Source organism: Streptomyces sp. NPDC045287, from assembly GCF_056432325.1.
Window position 1 is genome coordinate 174,371 of sequence record NZ_JBWKJG010000015.1, and the last position, 20,571, is coordinate 194,941.

Below are 20,571 nucleotides of genomic sequence, written 5' to 3' on the forward strand. Positions count from 1 at the left end.
CCCATTCATGGCCGAGTACCTGAGCCCCGGGGTCTACGTGGAGGAGATCGACGCGGGGCCGCGGCCGATCGCGGGAGTGAGCACGAGCACCGCCGGGATGGTCGGAGTCACCGCTCGCGGCCCGTACACCGGCAAGCCCAAACTGGTCACGAACTTCCTGGAGTTCCAGAACGCCTTCGGCGGTTTCCTGCCCGAGCCCGAGGCGTCCGTACGGGACACGTGGGCGAACGACCCCTCCGAAGGCGGCCGCTGGTGGCTGTTCCCCCTGGCCGTCAAGGGGTTCTTCGACAACGGCGGCCGGCGCCTGTACGTCAAGCGGGTCGTCGGCGGGGGAGCCAAGGCGGCCTCCGGCACCCTAGGCCAGGGCCTGGTCAGCCAGATCACCGCCGACGCCGCACGGGGCGCCACCCGCCTCCAACTGGGCCACCTGATCGGCTTCACCGGGGCCGGACAGGAGATCCAGGTCTTCCGCGGCGACGACCAGCGGGCGATCCACACCGTGACCGTCTCCGGCTACGACATGACCACCCGCCGCATCACCCTCGACCAACCGCTGCCCGCCGAGGTCAGGACCTCCCGCGGCGACTACGTCCAGGTCGGGCGGCGCGGCGACGAACCGACGCTGCGGTTCTCCGCGGTGAGCCCCGGCGCGTGGGGCGCGGGCGTCCAGGTCCGGGTCCAGCCGATGGTCGGCGCCGCGCTGCCGGTGCTGCCCGAGCCGCAGGAGGGCGGGCTGTTCGTCACCCGCCTGGTCGCGGACGCGCCCGAGGACAGCGGGACGGTCGAGGTGGCCGCGGTGACCGGGCTCGACCCCGACGCCCTTCCCGACGACGTCTGGGTGCAGATCGGCCCCGACCGGTTCAAGGTCCAGGTCGGCCGGCCGGCCGACGGCAAGGTCACGCTCACCTTCCCGGCGGGCACCGCGCACGCCGCCTGGGAGACCGGTCTGACGACGCGCCGGGTGCGCCGGGGCAGCACCGCGGCGGGACGGACCCTGCGGATCGGTGGCGCGAGCAGGCTGTACCAGGGCGCGGTCGTCCAGCTCGACGACGGCACCACCCTGACCGCGGCGACCGTCGAGGCGGTCACCGGGGACGCCGTCGCCTTCGACCGCGACGTGCCGGGGACGTTCTTCGAGACCGACCGGATCCACCTGATCGAGGCCGAGGTCAGCACCCGCTTCACCGACGCGGGCGGCGCCGCGGTCACCGAGACCTTCGGCAACCTGCGGTTCTCCGGCGACACCCCGGCGAACCTGACGGCCGTCCTGGAGAGCCGGTCCCAGCTGGTGCGGGCCACCGCGCTGCCCGGCCTGTCCGCCGACCCCACCAGGTTCCCCGTGCCCGCGACCGGTGCCTGGCTGACGCTGGCGGACGGCGACGACGCGTACGAGTCCCTGAGCGTGGCCGACTTCGTCGGCACCGACGGCGGCAGCGGGCGGCGCACCGGAATCGTCGCGCTGGAGGACATCGACGAGATCGCCGTCTGCGCGGTGCCCGGCGTGTGGTCCGGCACGGTCGAGTCGAGCCTGGTCGCCCACTGCGAACTGCTCAAGGACCGGTTCGCGATCCTCGACCCCCGCGACGGCCTCGACATCGAGGGGATCCAGGCGTTCCGCGAGCCCTTCGACACCAAGTACGCCGCGCTCTACTACCCGTGGCTGGTCGCCCGCGACCCGTCGACCAACCGCGACGTCGAGGTGCCGCCGTCGGGCCACATGGCCGGGATCTACGCCCGGGTGGACGTGGAGAGGGGCGTGCACAAGGCACCCGCCAACGTGGTCGTCCGGGGCGTCCGGCAGACCGACGGGTTCGCCCAGGACATCACCAGGCGCCACCAGGACCTGCTGAACCCGAGGGGCGTCAACGCGCTGCGGTACTTCCCCGGCCTCGGCCACCGGGTGTGGGGCGCGCGGACGCTCTCCTCGGACAGCTCGTGGAAGTACGTCAACGTCCGGCGGCTCTTCCTCTTCCTGGAGGAGTCGATCGACGAAGGCACCCAGTGGGTGGTCTTCGAACCCAACGACGAGTCGCTGTGGGCCCTGGTCCGCCAGACGGTCACCAACTTCCTCACCACGGTCTGGCGCAGCGGCGCACTCGCCGGCACCACTGCCGACGAGGCGTTCTTCGTCGCCTGCGACCGCACCACGATGACCGAGGACGACCTGGCCAACGGCCGTCTCATCTGCGTCGTCGGCGTCGCGCCGGTCTTCCCCGCCGAGTTCGTGATCTTCCGGATCCAGCAGAAGACCCGCGAGACCCAGCTCGCCTGAGCACCCGACCGAGGAACGAGGAGGGGCCGCCATGCCGCCCGTGACCAGGGACGACCCGTACGCGTCCTACAACTTCCAGATCATCGTGACCAACGTCAGCGACGACGGCGTCGCGGTGAGCGGCTCCTTCACCGAGGCCAGCGGCCTCGAACTGGAGATCCCGCCGATCGAGTACCGCAACGGGAGCGAGGACATCACCGTCCGCAAGATCCCCGGGCTCAAGAAGTACACCAACCTCACCTTCAAGCGCGGCATCACCGGTCACGTCGGCTTCTGGAACTGGGTGGTCGAGGCGCTCAACGGCAAGGTGCGGCGCACCTCCGGCTCGATCGTGCTCCTCGACGAGAACCGCCAGGAGGCCATGCGCTGGAACTTCGACCGCGGCTGGCCGACCAAGTACACCGGCCCGACCCTGAGCGCCACCAAGAACGAGATCGCCATGGAGACGCTCGTCCTCGCGGTCGAGAAGCTGGAGATCGACGTCTGACATGACCAGTGAAGCGCTTCCCGGCGTGTCCCTGACGTCCGCGCCGCGCGGCTTCGAGGAGCAACCGCTGCGCACGGACGTGGCGGCCTTCCTCGGTCGGCTCCGCCGGGGCCCGGTCGGCGCCCCGGTGCGGGTGGAGAGCTGGAACGACGTCGTGGACGCCTTCGGGCCTCCCCCCGGCCCCCCGGGCGGGAGGAACCCCCGGGACGGCGCCTTCGCCACCCCGTACGCCCTGCGCGGCTTCTTCGAGAACGGCGGCCGCACGGCCTGGGTGGTGCGCGTGTCGGGCCCGGCCGCCACCGCCCGGACCCGGTGGACGGTCGGCCCGCTGAGCGGGTTCCCCGCCACGCGCTACCAGGTGGTCGCCACCAGCCCGGGAACCTGGGCCAACGGCGGGCGGATCGCCGTCCGCTACCGGGCCAGCACGGTCGCCGGACCGCCGAGGGTGAGCATCCGGATCGACGTGCCCGGCGAGCCGCCCGAGTCCTTCCCCGGCCTGCCGCCCTCCGAAGCGGCGCACCGGCTGACCGCGTCCCGCCTCGTCCGGCTCGTCCCGGACGGACCCCCGCCGCCACCCGGGCGGCCCGGCCCGATCTCGATGTCCTGGGACCTGACGCTCACGGGCGGCACCGACTCCGCGCCCACCCGCGGCGCGTACGAGGACGCCGTGGCCGTCCAGGCCGAACTGCCGGAACCGGCGCTGGTGGCGCTGCCGGACCTCGGCACGGACCTGGCCGGGGGCGCGCACACGGACGTGGTGCTCGCCCTCCTGCGGAGCATCGCCCCGCTGCACGACCGGCTGGCCGTCCTCGACGTACCGCCCCGGCTGTCCTCCGTGGACGAGACGGTCGACTGGGTGCGGTCGCTCACGGCGACGGGCGACAGCCGGCTCCTCGGCTGCGCGGCCGTCTACCACCCGGCGCTGCGCACCCCCGACGGGCACGGGCTGCGCACCGTCCCCGCCTCCGGGCACGTCCTGGGCGTCATCGCCCGCCTCGACGCCGAGCGCGGAGCGCACCACACGCCCGCCAACGCCGTCGTGCTGGAGGCGGTCGACCTGGCGACCGAGTTCCCCGAGCCACAGCAGGTGCGGCTGTTCGACGCGGGCGTCGACCTGGTGCGGTGCACCCGCGGGCGGGGGCTGGTGGTGTGGGGCGGGCGCACCCTCTCCGCGGACCCCCGCACCCGCCACGTCGCGCACCGCCGCCTGGTGCACCTCCTGGTGCGCGCCCTGCGCAGGGTGGCCGGCCCGCTGGTGTTCGACGTCAACTCGCCCGAGCTGCGGCTGGCGCTGGTGAGGGCGATCACCTCGGTGCTGCTCTCCGCCTTCCGGGCCGGAGCGCTCGCCGGCGCGCGGCCCGAACAGGCGTTCCGGGTGGTGTGCGACGACACCAACAACCCGCCCGAGCAGGACCCGGGGCAACTCGTCTGCGAGGTCGAGGTCGCCCCGGCCGCCCCCATGGAGTTCATCCGGATGCGCCTCGTCCTCGGCCAGGACCGGGGCCTGGAGGTGATCGAGGCATGAACCAGGACCCGCTGCCGAAGTACCGCTTCCTGGTCACCCTCGACCCCGGCGACGCCTACCTGCCGCCCGCGCAGGCGCTGCTGCTGCCGCTGGTCGCGTCCGGCGCGTTCCAGGAAGTCGCCGGCCTCGGCGCACAGTTGGAGGTGACGAGCTATCCGGAGGGCGGCCGCAACGACTCGGTGCACCAACTGCCGCTGCGCCACTCGTGGAACCGGATCACCCTCAAGCGCGGCGTGGCGCGCGACCCGGGCCTGTGGGCCTGGTACCAGGCGGGGCTCGCCGACTCGCTGGGCGCCCGTCGCGACGGAGCGGTGATCGTGCTCGGCCCGGACGGGGTGCCCGGCGCGGCCTGGGCGTTCCACGGCGGGCTGGCCGCCAAGTGGACCGGACCGGACCTGCACGCCGAGCAGAACGCGATCGCCATCGAGTCGCTGGAGATCGCCCACGAGGGACTGACCAAGGTCCTCCAGGACACCGCGGCGGGTCTGTCGCCGCGACCGAACCGAGGGAGGTGACCGACGTGCCGAAGGTGACCATTCACCATCTCGAAGTGCGGTTCCAGGTGGACGGCGACGACGGTGCCGTGTTCACCCGCCTGTTCAACCGGCACATCCAGGCGTGGTCGAAACTGTACGAGGACGCGTGCGCCCGCGCCAGGCGGACCGAGGCCGAACGCTCCTTCGGCGACGGGGAGGACCGGCCGTGAGCGTGACGCCCGTGTCCTTCGCCCGCCAGGGCGCGGCCCAGGCCCGCCTGGAGATCGTCCGGCCGGTGATCGCCGACGAGCGGCGGCGACGGATCCCGCTGCGGTTCAACCCGACCGACTACAAGCTGAGCAAGAGCAACACCTTCGCCGAGATCACCATCCCGGGCCTGGAGACCCCGCCCCTGCAGTACGTGCGCGGCGGCACGGAGACCCTCACCGTCCAGGCGCTCGTCGACACCTCCGACACCCTGGAGAACGTACGGAGCGCCTACGTCGACGCCCTGCGCGACCTGTTGCGGCCCGACAGCCGCGAACACGCGCCGCCGGTCGTGCGGTTCGTGTGGGACGAAGAGGTCTTCACCGGCGTCGTGGAGAAGCTGGACGTCAACTACCAGTTGTTCCGGCCCGACGGCGTACCGCTGCGGGCCGTGCTGGACCTCACGCTCAAGGAGTTCCGCCCGGCCGCCGTGCAGGTCGCCGGCAGGCCGCGCTCCTCACCCACGGTGGAGAAGAGCTACGTGGTGCGCCGCGGCGACACGCTCAGCTCCATCTCGAACGCGCTGTACCGGCGGCCCGACGCCTGGCGCGAGCTGGCGCGCGCCAACGGCATCACCGATCCACGGGACCTGCGGCCGGGCCGGGTGCTGACCGTGCCCCGGCTGCCGTGAGGAGCGCGCGATGACCACCCCCACCCCCGAGGTGGCCCCACCCGACCGGTACGCGCCCGAGTTCGAGGTGCGCATCGAGGGACTGGAGATGGACCCCTCCACCAAGAACGACATCATCGACATCAAGGTGAACCGGGACATCGACGAGATGTCGGGCTTCGACCTCACCCTCAACAACTGGGACGACGCCCACCTGCGGTTCAAGCACAGCGACTCGCCGAGCTTCCGGCTCGGCGGCCGGGTCTCGGTACGGCTCGGCTACGCCGACAAGCTGCTCACCGTCGCCACCGGGACCATCTCCACGCTCAGCCCGAAGTTCACCGAGAGCGCGTCCCCCACCGTCCAGGTCAGCGGAGTGGACGGGCTGCTGCGGCTCAAGGACCGCAAACCCACCGGGGAGGAGACCAAGATCTACCGCCACCTGCCCGACTGGCGGATCGCCGAGCAGATCGCCCAGCGCAACCACCTCCGGGTCGAGGTCACCCGCGAGGGGCCGACCCACGACCGGGTGGTGCAGAAGAACCAGGACGACGCGACGTTCCTGCTGGAGCGGGCCAAGCGGCTGGACTTCGACTGCTACATCCTGCCCGACCCCGGGACCGGCGAGGACACGCTCTACTTCATCAAGCCGACCGACGGCCGCGACGGCCGCCCCATCCGGGTGTACCGGCTGGCCTACGCGCCGGGGCTGTCCACCGGCCCCACCGCCCAACCCGAGGGGCTGGTCCCCAACCTGCTGGAGTTCACCCCGACCCTGACCGTGTCGCAGCAGGTCAGCAAGGTCACGGTGCGCGGCTGGGACCCCCGTACCAAACAGCCCATCGCGTTCACCGCGACCGCGGAGAACCTGCCGGCCGGACAGAACACCGCCGACGGGCAGAGCGGGCCGCAGGTCGCCGAGTCCGCGCTGCAGGGCCGCCAGGAGGTCCTGGTCGACGCGCCGGTCGGCAGCGACCAGGAGGCCCGCGAACTGGCGATCAGCCTGCTGAGGGAGCGCGCCTACGAGTTCATCACCGCCACCGGCAAGGTGGCGGGCCTGCCCGAACTGCGGCCCGGCGACAACCTGGAGATCCACGGCCTCGGGCGCCGGTTCTCCGGCATGTACTTCGTCAAACGGGTCGAGCACACGCTCAACACCAGCGGGTTCTTCACCCAGTTCACCGGACGGCGGATCCACCAGGGGGACCAGTGACCACCAGGACCACACCGCGGGCCCGCAGCACCGACAAGCGGTACTACGGCGTCGTCGAAGCGCTCGTCGTGGAGAACGAGGGCGACGACGAGGGCCGGGTCAAACTGAGGTTCCCGTGGTTCGACGACGTCACGGTCACCGACTGGATCCGCGTCAGCCAGCCGTACGCCGGGGACGGCTACGGCACCGTGTTCGTGCCCGAGAAGGGCGACGAGGTCCTCGTCGCCTTCGTCCACGGGGACATGCGGTTCCCGATCGTGCTCGGCGGCCTCTACAACGGCAAGGACAAGCCGCCGACCGCCCGTACCGGGGGCCGCGACCAGAAGGCGATCCGGACCAGGCACGGGCACGAGGTGCTGCTCGACGACACGCGGTCCGACGCCGCCGTCCGGATCACGTCGGCCGCCGGACACGTGGTGGAGCTGGACGACCGGGGGAAGGCGATCCGGATCACCGCCGCCGAGGGCGGCAGCGTGACCGTGACCGCGCAGGGGGAGATCACGCTCAAGGCGCCGAAGGTGACGGTCGACTCCCCCTCCATCGACCTTGGCGGCGGCAGCACCGAGCCCCTCGTGCTCGGCAACGCGCTGCTCCAGGCGTTCAACGCGCACACCCACCCGACCGCCGCCGGGCCCACCGGCCCGCCGGCCCCGCCGCTCACCCCCGCCGTACTGGCCAAGAAGTCGAGGACGGCATGAGCGAGGAGTTCCTCGGGACCGGCTGGCGGTTCCCGATCCTGCCCGACGCGTCCGGGCGGCTGGGGTACGCCGTCGGCGAGGAGAGCATCGAGCACTGTCTGAGGGCGCTGCTGCTCACCGGCACGGGCGAGCGGGTCATGCGACCCGAACTCGGCACGCGGGCCCACGAGTTGCTCTTCGCGCCCGGCAGCGTACAGAACCTGCGCGACCTGGAGAACTCGATCGCCGCCGCCGTCCGCGACCACGAGCCCAGGGTGGAGCTCGACGAGGTCCGCGCGGAGGCCGACCCGGCCGACGAGTCGCGGATCACCGTCTCCGTCGTCTACCGCGTCCGGCGCAGCAACACCAAGGCGAACCTCGTGTTCCCGTTCTACGCCGGGCTCACCGGGCCCACCGCCCCCACGGGGAGGACGCCGTGACCCTGCCCGCGCCCAAGCTGGACGACCTCACCTGGGCCGACATGATGGCGGCCATCCGCCACCGGATCCCCGCCGAGTCGGACGGCGCCTGGACGCTGCACGCGCCCGTCGACCCCGGCGTCACCCTCCTCGAACTCTTCGCCTACCTCCTCGAACAGCGGCTGTACTGGCTCGACCAGGTGCCGGACGCGCTCGTGGTCGCCGTGCTGGGGCTGCTCGGCCTCGAACCCCCGCGCCCGGCCCGGCCCGCGGCCACCGTGCTGCGCCTCGAAGCCCGGCAGGAGGGCACCGCGGTCCCGGTCGTCCCCGCCGGGACGGCGCTCACCCGCGACCCGGCGGGGCAGGTCGTCTTCACCCTCGACGACGACGTGGCCGTCTTCCCGCTCGCCGAGGGCGCGCAGGTCACCGTGTGGACCGACCGCGACCGCACGGCGGACCTGCCGGCCCGCCGGGGCGTCCCGCTCCTGGCCGCCGACGGGGCCCCCGCGCACGTCCGGTTCACCCTGCCGCTCACCGGGGCGCACCCCGCGCCCGGCCCGCTCAGCCTGCTGTTCGAGCTGGACGCGCCCGCCGCGTCCGCGCCGTCGTGGCTGCCCGGGGCGGTCGCCGACGTGCCGCCCCCCGCCGAGCTGACCTGGTCCTGGTTCCGCCCGGGCACCGACGCCCACGGACCGTTCGAGAAGGTCGAGGACGGCACGGCCGGGCTCAGGCGCTCCGGAGTCGTACGGCTCCACCCGCCCTCCGGCTGGACCACCCGGGACAGCGGCGTCCTCGTGTCGACCCCGGCCGCGACCCACGCCGCCCCGCCGCGCCTGCTCCAACTCGCCCTCAACGTGTCCGCCGCGCGCCACCTGCGGCGGCGCACCGCGGGCGGCGCCGAACTGCGGGAGCAGATCGACGCCTGGCTCAAGCTGCCCGGCCAGCGCCTCGTGCTGCCGGAGGCCGCCGAACGGCTCGTCGAGGCGGACCTGCGGCTCGCGGGGGAGGAGTGGCGGCCCGTGCCGGACCTCACCTTCGGCGGGCCGGCCGACCGGATCTTCGTGCTCGACCGGACCGAGGGCGCGGTGGTGTTCGGCGACGGGCTCACCGGCCGCATCCCCCGGCCGGGCCGCGACGCGGACGTCGCGTACGCCGTCGGCGGCGGCCGGGACGGCAACGGCGGCATGACCGCCAACTGGGTCCCGGCCGAGGAGACCCCGGCGGCGGTCACGGCCGCCAACCCCGTACGCGCCGAAGGCGGCGCCGACCCGGAGACCGTCGCCGAGGCGCGGCGGCGCGCCGCCGCCTCCCTGGGCGAGGTGACCCGCGCGGTCACCGCCGACGACTTCGTCACCCTCGCCCGTACGACGCCGGGCGTCGCCGTCGCCCGCGCCCACGCCGCCCTGGGCGAGCACCCCGGCTTCCCGTGCTCCCGGGTGCCCGGGGCGGTCACCGTGCACCTCGTGCCGGCGGTGCCGCGCGACGACCTGGCCCGCGAGGACTTCGTCGCCGCGCCCCGTCCCGACCCGGGCATGCTGTGCGCGGTCGCCGCCCGGCTGGAGCGGGCCCGGCTGCTCACCTCCGAGGTCTTCGTCCGCGCGCCCCGCTACCGCGACGTGGCGGTGCGCGCCGACCTGTCGGGCGACCCCGCCGACCGCGCCCGGGTGTCCGCCGTGCTCACCGGGGCGCTGCGCCGCTTCCTCGACCCGCTGGTGGGGGGCGACGACCGGGACGGCTGGCCGTTCGGGCAGCCGCTGCGGCCCGCGGCCCTGCTGCGGGCCGCGCAGCGCGCGCTGGGCGACCTCGCGGACGTCTCCGCCGTGGCGATCGGCCTCGACGGGGCGGCCCCGGACGAGGACTGCCGGGAAGTCCCGCTCGGCCCCGGTGAACTCCCCGTCCTGCGGGCGGTCCGCACCCGGATCGTGCCCGCCGCCGAACCGGGGGAGGGGCTCGTATGACCGGCGACGTGTGGTGGGAGAAGGCCGCCCGGGAGAAGGAGGGGCGGATCGTACCGGGCCCCGGGCCGTCCGGCGTCCAGCCCGAGCTGACCGACGCGACCCGCGAGGCGGTCCGGTCCGGGGTACGCGGCCGGATCGCGGGCCACACCCCGGACTGGACCGACCCCGACCGCCGGGACGCCGGGGTCGCGCTCGTCCGCCTCTTCGGCACCCAGGCCGAACCCGTGCTCGCGCGGGTCAACCGGCTGCCCGAGAAGGTGCTGGCCGAGCACCTGGCGACGGCGGGGGTGCGACGGCGCCCGGCGGGGGTGGCGACGGCCCTCCTGGAGTTCACCGTGAACCCGCCGGACGGCGCCTCCGTCCTCGTACCGGCCGGGTTCCAGAGCGCGGCGTCCGGCCCGGCCGGGCGGGTGGTGTACGAGACGGACCAGGACCTGTACGCCACTCCGGCCGTCCTCGCCGCCCTCGCCGTGCAGGAGGGCGGCACGCTGGAGTCCCTGCCGCTGGGCCCGGCCGGGCCCGGCCGCCCGTTCGCGCCGTTCGGCCGGGACCCGGAGCCCGGCAACGGCCTGTGGATCGGACTCGCCGGGACGGCCGCCCCCCACCCCCGCCTCTCGCTGGGCTTCGTCGTGGCCGCCGCCCCGCCCGCGCCCGTGGACTCCGGCGGCCCGGCGCCCTTGCCGCAGGCCCCCGCGCCGCTGCTGCGCTGGGACGTACTGGACGGCACCCGGCTCGTCCCCGCCGAGCTGGTGCGCGACTCCACGGCCGGGTTCCGGGCGAGCGGGACCGTCGAACTGCGCGTCCCGCGCGCGTGGGCGCCGGGCAGCCCGCCCGGCACCCGCCCGGGGCCCCCGCTGCGCTGGCTGCGCCTGCGGATGGCGCACGGCGCCTTCGACGGACCCGCGCCGGTGCTGACCGGACTGCGGCTGAACACGGTCACCGCCACGGCCGCCCGCACGATCAGGGACGAACCGCTCCAGCCGATCCAGGAGACCGGGGGGAGCGGTCTTCGCCGCATGAGGCTCAGCCAGGTGCCCGTCCTCACCGGGTCCGTGGTCATCGAGGTCGACGACGACCCCGGCGCCGACGTGTTCGGCACCACGGCAGGTTCCGCCTCCCGCTGGCGGGAGGTGGAGAGCCTGGCCGCCCACGGCGCGGACGACCGCGTCTTCACCGTCGACCACGAGAGCGGCGAGGTGACGTTCGGGGACGGCGTCCACGGCGCGGCCGTGCCGCCCGGCTTCCGCAACGTCCGCGCCGTCCGCTACCGCGTGGGCGGAGGCGCCGCCGGTGCCGTGCGCGCCGGCGCCGTCAACGCCGTGGTGACCGCCCTGCCGCACGTCGTCGGCGTCACCAACCCCTTCCCGTCCTCGGGCGGTGCGGACGCCGAGCCCGACGCCGACACGATGCGCCGGGGCGTCGGCCAACTGCGCGCCCGCGGACGGGCCGTGGCCCCGGCCGACTACGGACTGCTGGCCACCCGTGCGCCCGGCGCGTCCGTGGCCCGCGCCCGGGGCGTGCCCGGCCTCCACCCCGACTTCGCCGGAGCGCCGATCCCCGGCGTCGTGGGGGTCCTCGTCGTGCCCCCGGGCGACGACACCGGAGAACCCCCGGTCCCCACCGCCGCGACGCTGCGGGCCGTCGCCGACTTCCTGACCCGCGAGGCCGCCCCCGCCGGGGTCACCGTGGTCGCGGCCCCCGCGCCGTACCGCCGCGTCGCCGTCGAGTCGTGGGTCGCCCTCGACCCGGACCACGACCGCGCCGCGGTCCTGGCGAGGGCGGGCGACGCGGTGCGCGCCTACCTGGACCCGCTGCGCGGCGGGGAGGACGGCGCGGGCTGGCCGTTCGGCGGCACGCTGCGGCACGTCCCCCTGGTCCGGCGCCTCCTCGCGGTCGACGGGGTCCTGGCCGTCCCCCGGCTCTCGCTCACCGTCGACGGGGTGCGGCTGCCGTCCTGCGCCGACCACGCGATCGGGCCCCACGACCTGGTCTGGCCGGAGCGCCCGCTGCTGATCCCCGTAGGAGACCGGCCATGACGTGCACACCCCACCCCGCGACCTACCGCCTCCTCGACGCGTACGTCGGCTGGGACGAGGCCCCCGCCGGGAGCGAACCGGGCACGGGCGGCATCGTCGGCTTCGACGACCCGGCGGGGATCCGGCTCGCCCACCGCGGCTCCCTGCCGGAAGGCCCCACGAGGGCCCGGTTGCTGCCGTGGTTCCCCGACCCGCGGCTCGCGCCCGGCTGCGCGCCGCGCGCCTGGTACCTGCTGGTCCCCGGGGAGCGGCTGCTGCTGCGCCGCGGCGCCTGCGGCGGCGCCTTCACCCCCGTGTGGCCGCCCGCCCTCGACCCCGGCACGCTGCGCGAGCCGGTCTCGGTCGCCGCGCGCGGGCACCGGCTGGCCGTGGTGGAGTCCGACCGGGTGCTCGTATGGCGCCGTGAGGGCGCCCAGCTCGCCGGGGTGATCCCGGTGCGGCGGCCCCGGTGGGCCGCGCCCGCGCCGGACGACGAGGTCCTGGTCGCCTGCCGGGGCAGCGCGGACCTGCGCCGGTTCGACTCGGCGGGCGGCTTCCGCGGGGTGCTGCGCACCGGTGTCCGGGGCGAGATCGTCGGCCTGCGCACCGGACCGGAGCGGACGGTGTGGCTGCTCACCGACGACGGCACCCGACTGGGGATCCACCGGGGCGGCCCCGGCCGGCCCTTCCGCACCGCCACCGCCGACGAACTGGCCGCGGCGCTGCCGCCGTCCGCGCTCGTCTCGGCGACCGAGGACGGCTTCTGCCTGGACGAGAAGGGCCCGGACGGGCCCGAGACCCACTGCCACACCTGGCGGGGTCTGCCCCGCGAGCCCGTGCCGCCGGCGACCGACGCGTACGTGACCAGCGGCTCGTACGTCACCACCCTGGTCGACAGCGGTGTCTCGCGCTGCCGCTGGCACCGCGTGCGCGTCGACGCCGACGTGCCCGCCGGCACGGCGGTCCGCACCGAGATCGTGGTGACCGAGGACGGCCACCACGAGGAGGGCGACTGGCAGGCCGCGGCGCCGGGGGCCGGGGACTTCCTCGTCGACCAGCCGCCCGGCCGCTTCCTGCGGCTGAGGCTCCGGCTGTCGGGCGACGGCGGCGCGACTCCGGTCGTCCACCGGATCCGGCTGGACTTCCCCCGGGCCACCAGCGCCGACCTGCTGCCGCCCGCCTTCCGCCAGGACCCCGAGGCCGACGACTTCACCGAGCGCTTCCTGTCGCTGTTCGACGCCGCCTTCGCCGAGCTCGACCGGGCCATCGAGCGGTACCCGGCCCTGCTCGACCCGGCGGGCGTCCCCGACCGCGTGCTGCCGTGGCTGGCCGGACTGCTGGGCCTGTCGTTCGAGGCGGGCTGGGACGCGCGGACCCGGCGCGCGCTGCTGGCCGCGGCCCCGGAGCTGTACCGGCGCCGTGGCACGCCGTGGGCGCTGCGGGAGGCCGTCCGCATCGTGTTCGGGGTGACCCCGGTCGTCGACGAGCTGGCGGCCGACCGCCGCTGGGCGTGGCTGCGGGCGGCCCTCGACGACCCCGGACCGGGGGAGTCGGGCCGGGGACTCGGTTCCGTACGGCTGTTCGGCCGGTCGGCGAGCCGCTTCCGGGTCGGCGGATCGGCCCTGGGCGCGGCACCGCTGCGCGCCTTCGGAGATCCGGACGGCGACCCCCTCGCCGCGCACGCCCACCGGTTCCGGGTGCTCCTGCCCGCCGGGTCGGCGGACGTACGGGCGCTGCGGCGGCTGGTGGAGCGCCAGGCACCCGCGCACACGGTGGGGACGGTACGGACCGGTGGCGCCGGCTTCGTCGTCGGCTCCCGGTCCGCGGTCGGCGTGGACACGGCGTTCGTCCCGCTGCCGCCCCCCGTGCTCGGCGGAGGTGCCCCGCTGCGGCTGAACCACGACGGGGTGCTCAGGCCGGGACCCGCAGGACCGCGCCGGGGGATGGGCCTGGGGGTCGTCTCCGCCGTCGGTGTGCATACACAAGTGTCGTGAGAGGACGGGAAGATGACGGAGACAGGAGCGCCGGCGGCAGCGGAGCCCGACGTGCCGCCGCTGCGCAGGTTGCGCTATTTCCACGGCCAGATGCTGGGCGCCCGCGACTTCCAGCGCGAACAGGACTACCACCGCGAGAAGTCGCGGCTGCGCCTGCGCAGCCTGCTCGGCTACGGCGTGGTGTGCGGCCTGTTCGTCGAGCCGGTGCCGCCGCCGGACGGCGGCTGCCCGCCCGGTGGCGGGCCCGCGGCGGAGGCCGACGCGTCCGTGCCGGCCGGGGAGGACGGCGCGGAGCCGGAGCACGCCCGGCGCGGGGCCAGGGTGAGGATCACCCCCGGCCTCGCCGTGGACTGCGAGGGCAACGAGGTCGTGGTGCGGGGCGGCTGCGTGGTCGACCTGTGGAAGGCGCTGCCCCGCGACGAGCGGGACACCGACACGGTCTGGGTCGGCGTCCGGTACGCCGAGCGGCCCGTGGAGCCCACCCGCGCCGTCTACGACGACGCCTGCGCGGACACCTCCGACTGCGAGTTCGGCTGGACCGAGGAGTGCTACAGGATCTGCGTCACCGGCTGTGAGCCCCCGGTGGACGAGCGCTGCGACACCTGCTGCTCGCGGTGCGAGCACAAGGTGCTGTGGCTGGCGCGGATCGACCGCGTGGACTGGCACGAGCCGGTGCGCCGCAGCCGGATCCACATGAACGTGCGCCGCCCGTTCGGCCGCCACCTGCCCACGGTGATCACCGGGATCAACTGGATCCACGGACACACCTACACCGTCGACGAGGCCAGGGCGCTGCTCGGCACCCAGGACGAGGGCGCCGGGCTGGTGGTGCGGTTCTCCGCCGACGTGCGCACCGACTCGCTGCGACCCGGCGTGGTCGAGCTCCAGGTGATCGAGGGCGGCAGCGGCCGCAACGCCTCCACCTGGTACATGGGCGGCACGTTCGCCGAACCGGACTCCGGGTGCGGCGAGTTCACGCGGCGGTTCCGCTACCGCCAGACCACGCGCGAGACGCTGCAGGACGGCGACCGCGTGATGATCACCGTCCGCTCCGCGTTCGTCCTGGACCGCTGCTGCCGCCCGGTCGACGGCACCCACGTCGGCGGTCGCGTACCGACCATCGGCACCCGTGCGGACGCCGAAGCCGATGCCGGCGCGGACGGGCCCGCGGCCCGCGGGGGATGCGGCCTCCCGCCGTCGGGCGTCGGTCCCTGGACGTCCGGCACCGGCGCGGGCGGGGACGTCTTCGAGAGCTGGTTCTTCGTGAAGGAGCGCTGATCATGCGAACAGACTGCGGATGCGGCTGCGGGGGTGACACCGCCCGGACCTCCGCCTTCGTACGCCCCCGCTTCTTCGCGGGCCAGCTGCTGACCGAGGACGACCTCAGCCTCCTGATCGACTACACGACCGCGAAGGGCAGACTGCGCAACCGCTCCCTGTACGGGCCCGGCGTCGTCCGCGGCCTCGGCGTCACCTGCGCCCCCTGCGGTGGCGGAACCGTGGCGGTGCACCCCGGCCACGCGCTCGACTGCGCCGGGAACGACATCGTGGTGCCCTGCACCGAACAGGTCGACGTGCAGGCCCTGGTCCGGGAGCAGCGGATCGGCGCCCTCGGCGCGGACTGCGCGGAGGACTGCGACGACGGCGGGCGCCGCTACGGGCTCTACGTGCGCTACCAGGAGCTCCCCGTCGAGCCGGTGGCGCCGTACGCCACGGAGGAGCCCTGCCCCTCGCCGGGCTGCGTGCCCTCCCGGATCCAGGAGGGGTTCCGCTTCGTCGTCAAGTGCGGCGACGTCGAGGACCACCGCCACAACCCCGGCACCCGGCTGCTCGCCGCCATCGGCGACCTCGCGCGGGCCGACCGGGCGCGCACCCGGGACCGGCGGCTCGGCCACCACCTCGACGCGCTGTCCACGGCCTCGGCCGGCACGGGCCGGGCGTTCCGCTTCGACGCCGCCGACGCCAGGCGCTACGCCACCTCCCTGGCGTGGCTGCGCGAGAACGCGGCCGGCGAGGGCCCCCCGCCCCCGCCGGCGGCCCGCGAGATGACCGAGCACGTCCGCGCGCTCGCCAGCGGCGTGGCCCGGTTCGACACCCACGACCCGGCCGGGCAGGACCGGCTCAGGAGGGAGTACCCGGACCTCGCCACGGTCGCGGAGGCCCGCCGTGTCCTGGGCACGGCGTGCGACCGGCTCGGCGGCACCGACACGGAGGCGGCGTGGCCCGACCCGCTGCGCCGCACGCTCGCCCGCGCGGTCGTCACCGAGACGGCGGCCCGGGTCGTACCGGAGCGGGGTGACGCCGACGCGCCGCTGGAGGTGCGCATGCTGGCCCAGGGCACCCCGTTGAGCCACGCGCTGCGGGTGGACTTCCGGGCGGACCTCGCCCTGATCCGGGAGTGGCTGCTGTGCCGCCTGGACCAGTCGGGCGGGACCGGCGACTGCCGGCTGCGCGCGGAGGTCGCCGCCGTCGACGTACCGCCGCCGCTGCCGGCCCCGCCCCAAGACAGCGTGGAGAGGGCGACCGTCGCCGAGGTGCAGCAGATCGCCGAGGCGGTGGCGGCACTGACCGTCGCGCTGCGGCGCTTCCTGACCGACGCGGCGTGCGCCACGCTCAACCCGCCGTACGGCGACTGCGCGGACACCGACGTCCTGCTCGCCCACCTGGAACTGGACGGCTGCGACGTCGTACGGGTCTGCTCGGCCACCCGGGAACAGGTGCTGCCGGGCGGATCGGCGTACGGCGAGTGGCTGCCCAAGCTCTACCGGCTGCGCGAACTGGCCGAACGGGTGTGCTGCCGTCCGGTGCCGCCGCACCGGAGGCCGACGCTCCCGCCGGAGGGCGAAGTGGCACGGCCGTACGTCGAGGGGCTGCTCGGCGACTGGCCGCGCACGGGGGACCTGGAGGAGATGCTGTCCCTGCTGCTCACCCCCGCACCGGGGGAGACCCCGCCCAAGGCGCTGCACGAACAGGTCTACACGACCCCGAGCGAGGTGACCGACAGCATGCACGAACTGGCCGTGCTGCGCGTGCAGGTCGCCGACCTGACCTCCGCGCTGGAGGGCCTGCGCACCCGACTGGGCAGCGCGCAGACCGAAGTGGCCCGGCTCCGGGAGCGGGTCGAGGCACCGGACCGGGGGTCGGGCTCAGGAGCGGCCGGTACCTCCGAGGAGGCGCCGGGCGGGCCGCCGGACCAGGACGAACCCGCCAGGCCGCCGGCCAAGCGCACCCGTTCCTCCCGTGGCCAGAAGCCCGGGGGCACGCCATGACCGGCCCGCTGCGCCCCGCCTTCCACGAGGGTCAGGTACTGGCCGCCGCGGACCTGACGGCCACGGTGGAGTACGCGCGCGGCCTGGCCGCCCGGCACGCGCGCCACCTGCACGAGTGGGGCGTCGCCGAAGGGCTCGGCCTGGTCACCGAGCCCCGTACCGACCCGCTGACCAACACCCGCCACCTCGAAGTGGCCGTGGCGCCGGGGATCGCCGTCGACGGCACCGGCCGCGAAGTGGTCGTCCCCGAGCCGGTCGTGCTGCGCGAGAGCGACTTCGAGGAGGTCAACGGCGCGGACCAGCCCACGGACGAGCCCTACCCGGTGTTCCTCACCGCGGCCGACCGGAAACCGGGCGGACCCCCGGGCCCCGTCCCCTGCGCCGGCGGCGCCACCGGGACGCGGGTGGAGGAGTCGTACCAGATCCTCTTCGGGCGCCTCGGCGACGAGCGGCTGGCCGAGGAGCAGCGACCGCCCGCCATCGGCGCCCCGCCGGCCGATCCGCCCGGCCGCTGGCTCGTCCTGCTCGGCTACGTCCGCTGGACGGACGGCCACTTCAGCGGCGTGGAGACCCGGGCGCGCGGCGTGGGGGTGCGCTTCACGGGCGTGCGCGCGGACACCGTCGCGGCCCGGTCGGACTCGCTGACCCTGCGGACGGGCACGGCGGCCCAGGAGGGCCGGCCCGCGCTCGTGCTGTCCGGCGGCGACCAGCCGAGCCTGGTCTTCGGCCTGTACCGGGGCGGCGGCACGATCGCCCCGCTGATGACCGTCGCGGCCAACGGCAACCTCACCGTCGAGGGCGGCTTCAGCGGCCGGATGTCGACCGGCAGCACACTGGTGGCCTCCGGTACCGCCACCGACGGGACGCTGCTGCCGCTGCCCCCCGGCATCACCCCGGACCAGGTCGCCGACGGCCGGGTCGTGGTCCATGTGCGGCTGACCCCGCGCACCCCGCCGCCCCCGACGGACTCCACGCTGGTCAGCACGGTGGAGGCCGCCGTGGACGGCGAGCGCAGGGTCAGGTGCCGGACACGTCTGTACGACCCGCTGGCCGTCCCGGCCGCGGTCGTCGAACGGCCCGGGGCCGTCGACTTCCTCGTCCTGGCGACGGTCGCGCCGACGAACGGCGGTGGCTGACGATGGCCCTCACCGTGGTGTACGCGGCCGACACCGGCCACGTCGTGGGCGCCGTGGCCCTGACCGGCGCCGACGCACCGGCCGACGCGGCCGCGCTCGTCGGGCGCGCGCTGCCGCTGCGCGTCCTTCTCGGCGGCGGCCGCACCGCCACCCTCCCGCTGAACGCCGGGGAGCTCGCCGTGGCGACCGTGGACGACGAACCGGCCGTCTTCGCCGACCCGCTGGCCTTCGGGGTCGAACTGACCCCCGAGGGCAGGCCCAAACCCACGCTGCTGCGCCTGGCCGCGTGGAGCGGCGGCGAGGGCGTCGCGCTGGCGCCGGACGGACTCACCGTCACCGTACGGGTCGCGGTGGCCCGGCCCACCAGGGTGGTCGCCCTGGTCTCCGACGACCAGGACACCCGCGTACTGGCCGGGGAGATCCCCGCCCAGCAGAACCGGGTGACCCTGCCCCTGACCCTCGACCCGGGCGGTACGCACGGCGTGCTGGTGCTCGTGGTGGGCTGGGCGGGCCGCCTGGAGAAGGCGGGGGTGACGTGACCGGGCCGCCCGCGCGGACCGCCGAGGAAACCGGCGGGATCACCGTGCACCGGTGCACGGTGACGGTGGTCCGGCGCGGCGGGTGGAGCTGGGGACCCGATCCGCGCGCCCTGGTGCAGAACGTGATCGACACCCTCCCGGAGCTGCTGGTGGACCACTTCGCGCAGCAACTGGCCGGCGACGGCCCGGACGTGGAGATCACCGAACCGGTGACCGTCACCGTCCGGCCGGGCGGGCCCGGATGGCCCGGCCGGACCCGCGCGCCCACCGAGGTCCGCTTCGCACCGGTCCCGCTGGCGGAGGCCCTTGGTGAGGAGCCCCCCGGCGCGGTGTCGTTCGAGGAGTCCTTCGCCGCGACGGCGGGCCCGCGGGCCGAGCCCGTGGCCGCCGCCCTCTTCGGCGAACTCGCCGAACGGGGCGAACTGGACGCGCTGATCGCGCTGCTGCCCGAGGAGTCGCTCCGGGCGTACGCGCTCGCCCTGCTCGGCGCCGACGACGCGGCGGCGGCCCACCTGCTCGCGGAGCTCGTCCGGCGCGCCCGCACCGGCGGGCCGGTCGAGCCGCAGCCCGGGCACCTCGCCGCGTACCTGGGATCGGCCGGCCGCGAGGAGGCGGCACGGCTGGTGCGGTCCCTGACCGGCCCGCACGACCGGGCGGCAGGGGAACCGGCCCCGCGGGAGGGGGGCGCCGTCGCGGCGCGCGCCGGCGGAGAGGTCCGCGTGCGGTCCGCGCTGCCGTTCCTGCTCGCCGGGCCCCTGGCGCGCATCGGGTACCTCGACGCGATCGGCCCCGCCCTGGCCGGAGTGGAACTGGCCGAGGAAGCGCCGCTGTTCGCCGCCGCCCTGGCGTACAAGGTGCTGGGCGCGACCGCGCGCGGCTGGCGCCGCGGGGAACAGGACAGCGAGGCGGCCGCCGCCTTCGCCGGGCTCGAACCGCCCGTCCCCGAGGAGCGGCTGACCGCGTTCGCGCGCGCCGTACGCCCCGCGCTCCCGGTGCTCGACGGCGTCCTCGCGCTCTCCGTGTGCCGCGGCCACGACCCCGCCGACCCGCTTCTGCTCACCGGCACCGACACCGGTGACGGGCTGCTCCTCGTCGACGCCCAGGGCGTGTTCCCGATCGCCTGGGCGGCGGACACCGCGGCGCTGCTGCCGTACTGGCGGGAGTGCGGACGGCCGCCCGTGCTGGTCTGCGACGGCCCCCTGCCCCCCGGCTCCCTGCGCGAGTTGGCCTCGGTGGACGTGCCGTTCCTGACGGGCGTACGGCCGCTGCGCGGTGACCCGGTCGCGCGGCTGCCCTGGCGCACGCCGCTGTGGACGGGCACCACGCGGCGACGGCCCGACCCGCGCCTCGCCGCCGAACTGCCCGGCCACGCCGACCGGCTGGCGGGCCTGGTCACCGCTCTGGTCACCGAGCGCCGGGCGGTGCCGCTCGCGCGGGACGCCGCGCTGGAGCGCACCGTCACCCTGGCCGCGGCCCTGGGCCTGTCCACGATCGCCTGGACGCTCTGGCGCGACCGCGAGATCCCCGACCCGCTGCCGGCCCTGAACCGCTTCGCCGACCTGGAGGCCACCGTCCGGTTCGAGCCCGCCGCCGTCCGGGTGCGCGTCCCGATGGGACGGCGCCACGCGGACCTGCTGCGCGGCGGGCTGCTCGCCGACGTGCCCGACGTGGTCTGGCTGGGCGGGCGGACCCTGACGTTCTCGGGAGGGTGAGC

The 20,571-nt window shown here is 75.4% G+C and carries 17 protein-coding genes; all 17 read left to right on the forward strand.

The window, feature by feature from the left end:
* The first annotated feature begins 7 nt into the window (after positions 1-7).
* The 17 genes from AC07D6_RS24260 to AC07D6_RS24340 are packed head-to-tail and all read left to right on the forward strand — an operon-like array spanning position 8 to position 20,569.
* Positions 8-2,272, forward strand: coding sequence for a phage tail sheath C-terminal domain-containing protein (locus AC07D6_RS24260; RefSeq protein ID WP_479047600.1), 2,265 nt, complete (start codon positions 8-10; stop codon positions 2,270-2,272).
* Between the two features lie 31 nt (positions 2,273-2,303).
* Positions 2,304-2,759, forward strand: coding sequence for a phage tail protein (locus tag AC07D6_RS24265; RefSeq protein ID WP_225830072.1), 456 nt, complete (start codon positions 2,304-2,306; stop codon positions 2,757-2,759).
* A 1-nt stretch (position 2,760) separates the two neighbouring features.
* Positions 2,761-4,284, forward strand: coding sequence for a phage tail sheath family protein (locus AC07D6_RS24270; RefSeq protein WP_479047604.1), 1,524 nt, complete (start codon positions 2,761-2,763; stop codon positions 4,282-4,284).
* Positions 4,281-4,799: a phage tail protein gene (locus tag AC07D6_RS24275; protein WP_315880302.1), complete on the forward strand. Its 519-nt coding sequence runs from the start codon at positions 4,281-4,283 to the stop codon at positions 4,797-4,799. Before AC07D6_RS24270 ends, AC07D6_RS24275 begins: the two co-directional genes overlap by 4 nt.
* 5 nt (positions 4,800-4,804) lie before the next feature.
* Positions 4,805-4,990 carry a putative phage tail protein gene (locus tag AC07D6_RS24280; RefSeq protein WP_403487362.1) on the forward strand — a complete coding sequence of 62 codons (186 nt, stop codon included), beginning with the start codon at positions 4,805-4,807 and terminating at the stop codon, positions 4,988-4,990.
* Complete coding sequence (locus AC07D6_RS24285) at positions 4,987-5,658, forward strand: CIS tube protein (protein WP_315880304.1); 672 nt, start codon at positions 4,987-4,989, stop codon at positions 5,656-5,658. The genes AC07D6_RS24280 and AC07D6_RS24285 overlap by 4 nt, the downstream gene beginning before the upstream one ends.
* Before the next feature lie 10 nt (positions 5,659-5,668).
* Positions 5,669-6,850 (forward strand): phage late control D family protein, encoded by a 1,182-nt coding sequence (locus tag AC07D6_RS24290; protein WP_315880305.1) that lies wholly within the window; start codon positions 5,669-5,671, stop codon positions 6,848-6,850.
* Positions 6,847-7,548: a phage baseplate assembly protein V gene (locus tag AC07D6_RS24295; protein WP_315880306.1), complete on the forward strand. Its 702-nt coding sequence runs from the start codon at positions 6,847-6,849 to the stop codon at positions 7,546-7,548. Before AC07D6_RS24290 ends, AC07D6_RS24295 begins: the two co-directional genes overlap by 4 nt.
* On the forward strand, positions 7,545-7,967 hold the full coding sequence (locus AC07D6_RS24300) for a GPW/gp25 family protein (protein ID WP_315880307.1): 423 nt from the start codon (positions 7,545-7,547) through the stop codon (positions 7,965-7,967). Before AC07D6_RS24295 ends, AC07D6_RS24300 begins: the two co-directional genes overlap by 4 nt.
* Positions 7,964-9,904, forward strand: coding sequence for a putative baseplate assembly protein (locus AC07D6_RS24305; RefSeq protein WP_479047610.1), 1,941 nt, complete (start codon positions 7,964-7,966; stop codon positions 9,902-9,904). Before AC07D6_RS24300 ends, AC07D6_RS24305 begins: the two co-directional genes overlap by 4 nt.
* Complete coding sequence (locus AC07D6_RS24310) at positions 9,901-11,940, forward strand: putative baseplate assembly protein (protein ID WP_479047612.1); 2,040 nt, start codon at positions 9,901-9,903, stop codon at positions 11,938-11,940. Before AC07D6_RS24305 ends, AC07D6_RS24310 begins: the two co-directional genes overlap by 4 nt.
* On the forward strand, positions 11,937-13,913 hold the full coding sequence (locus AC07D6_RS24315; protein ID WP_479047614.1) for a phage tail protein: 1,977 nt from the start codon (positions 11,937-11,939) through the stop codon (positions 13,911-13,913). Before AC07D6_RS24310 ends, AC07D6_RS24315 begins: the two co-directional genes overlap by 4 nt.
* A 12-nt stretch (positions 13,914-13,925) precedes the next feature.
* The gene (locus tag AC07D6_RS24320; RefSeq protein ID WP_479047616.1) at positions 13,926-15,191 is read left to right on the forward strand and encodes a hypothetical protein; all 1,266 of its coding nucleotides are present in this window, start codon (positions 13,926-13,928) and stop codon (positions 15,189-15,191) included.
* Between the two features lie 2 nt (positions 15,192-15,193).
* The gene (locus AC07D6_RS24325) at positions 15,194-17,182 is read left to right on the forward strand and encodes a hypothetical protein (RefSeq protein WP_479047618.1); all 1,989 of its coding nucleotides are present in this window, start codon (positions 15,194-15,196) and stop codon (positions 17,180-17,182) included.
* The gene (locus AC07D6_RS24330) at positions 17,179-18,318 is read left to right on the forward strand and encodes a hypothetical protein (RefSeq protein ID WP_479047620.1); all 1,140 of its coding nucleotides are present in this window, start codon (positions 17,179-17,181) and stop codon (positions 18,316-18,318) included. The genes AC07D6_RS24325 and AC07D6_RS24330 overlap by 4 nt, the downstream gene beginning before the upstream one ends.
* 2 nt (positions 18,319-18,320) lie before the next feature.
* Positions 18,321-18,857 carry a hypothetical protein gene (locus AC07D6_RS24335; RefSeq protein WP_479047622.1) on the forward strand — a complete coding sequence of 179 codons (537 nt, stop codon included), beginning with the start codon at positions 18,321-18,323 and terminating at the stop codon, positions 18,855-18,857.
* Complete coding sequence (locus AC07D6_RS24340; protein WP_479047624.1) at positions 18,854-20,569, forward strand: hypothetical protein; 1,716 nt, start codon at positions 18,854-18,856, stop codon at positions 20,567-20,569. The genes AC07D6_RS24335 and AC07D6_RS24340 overlap by 4 nt, the downstream gene beginning before the upstream one ends.
* Positions 20,570-20,571: the final 2 nt, after the last annotated feature.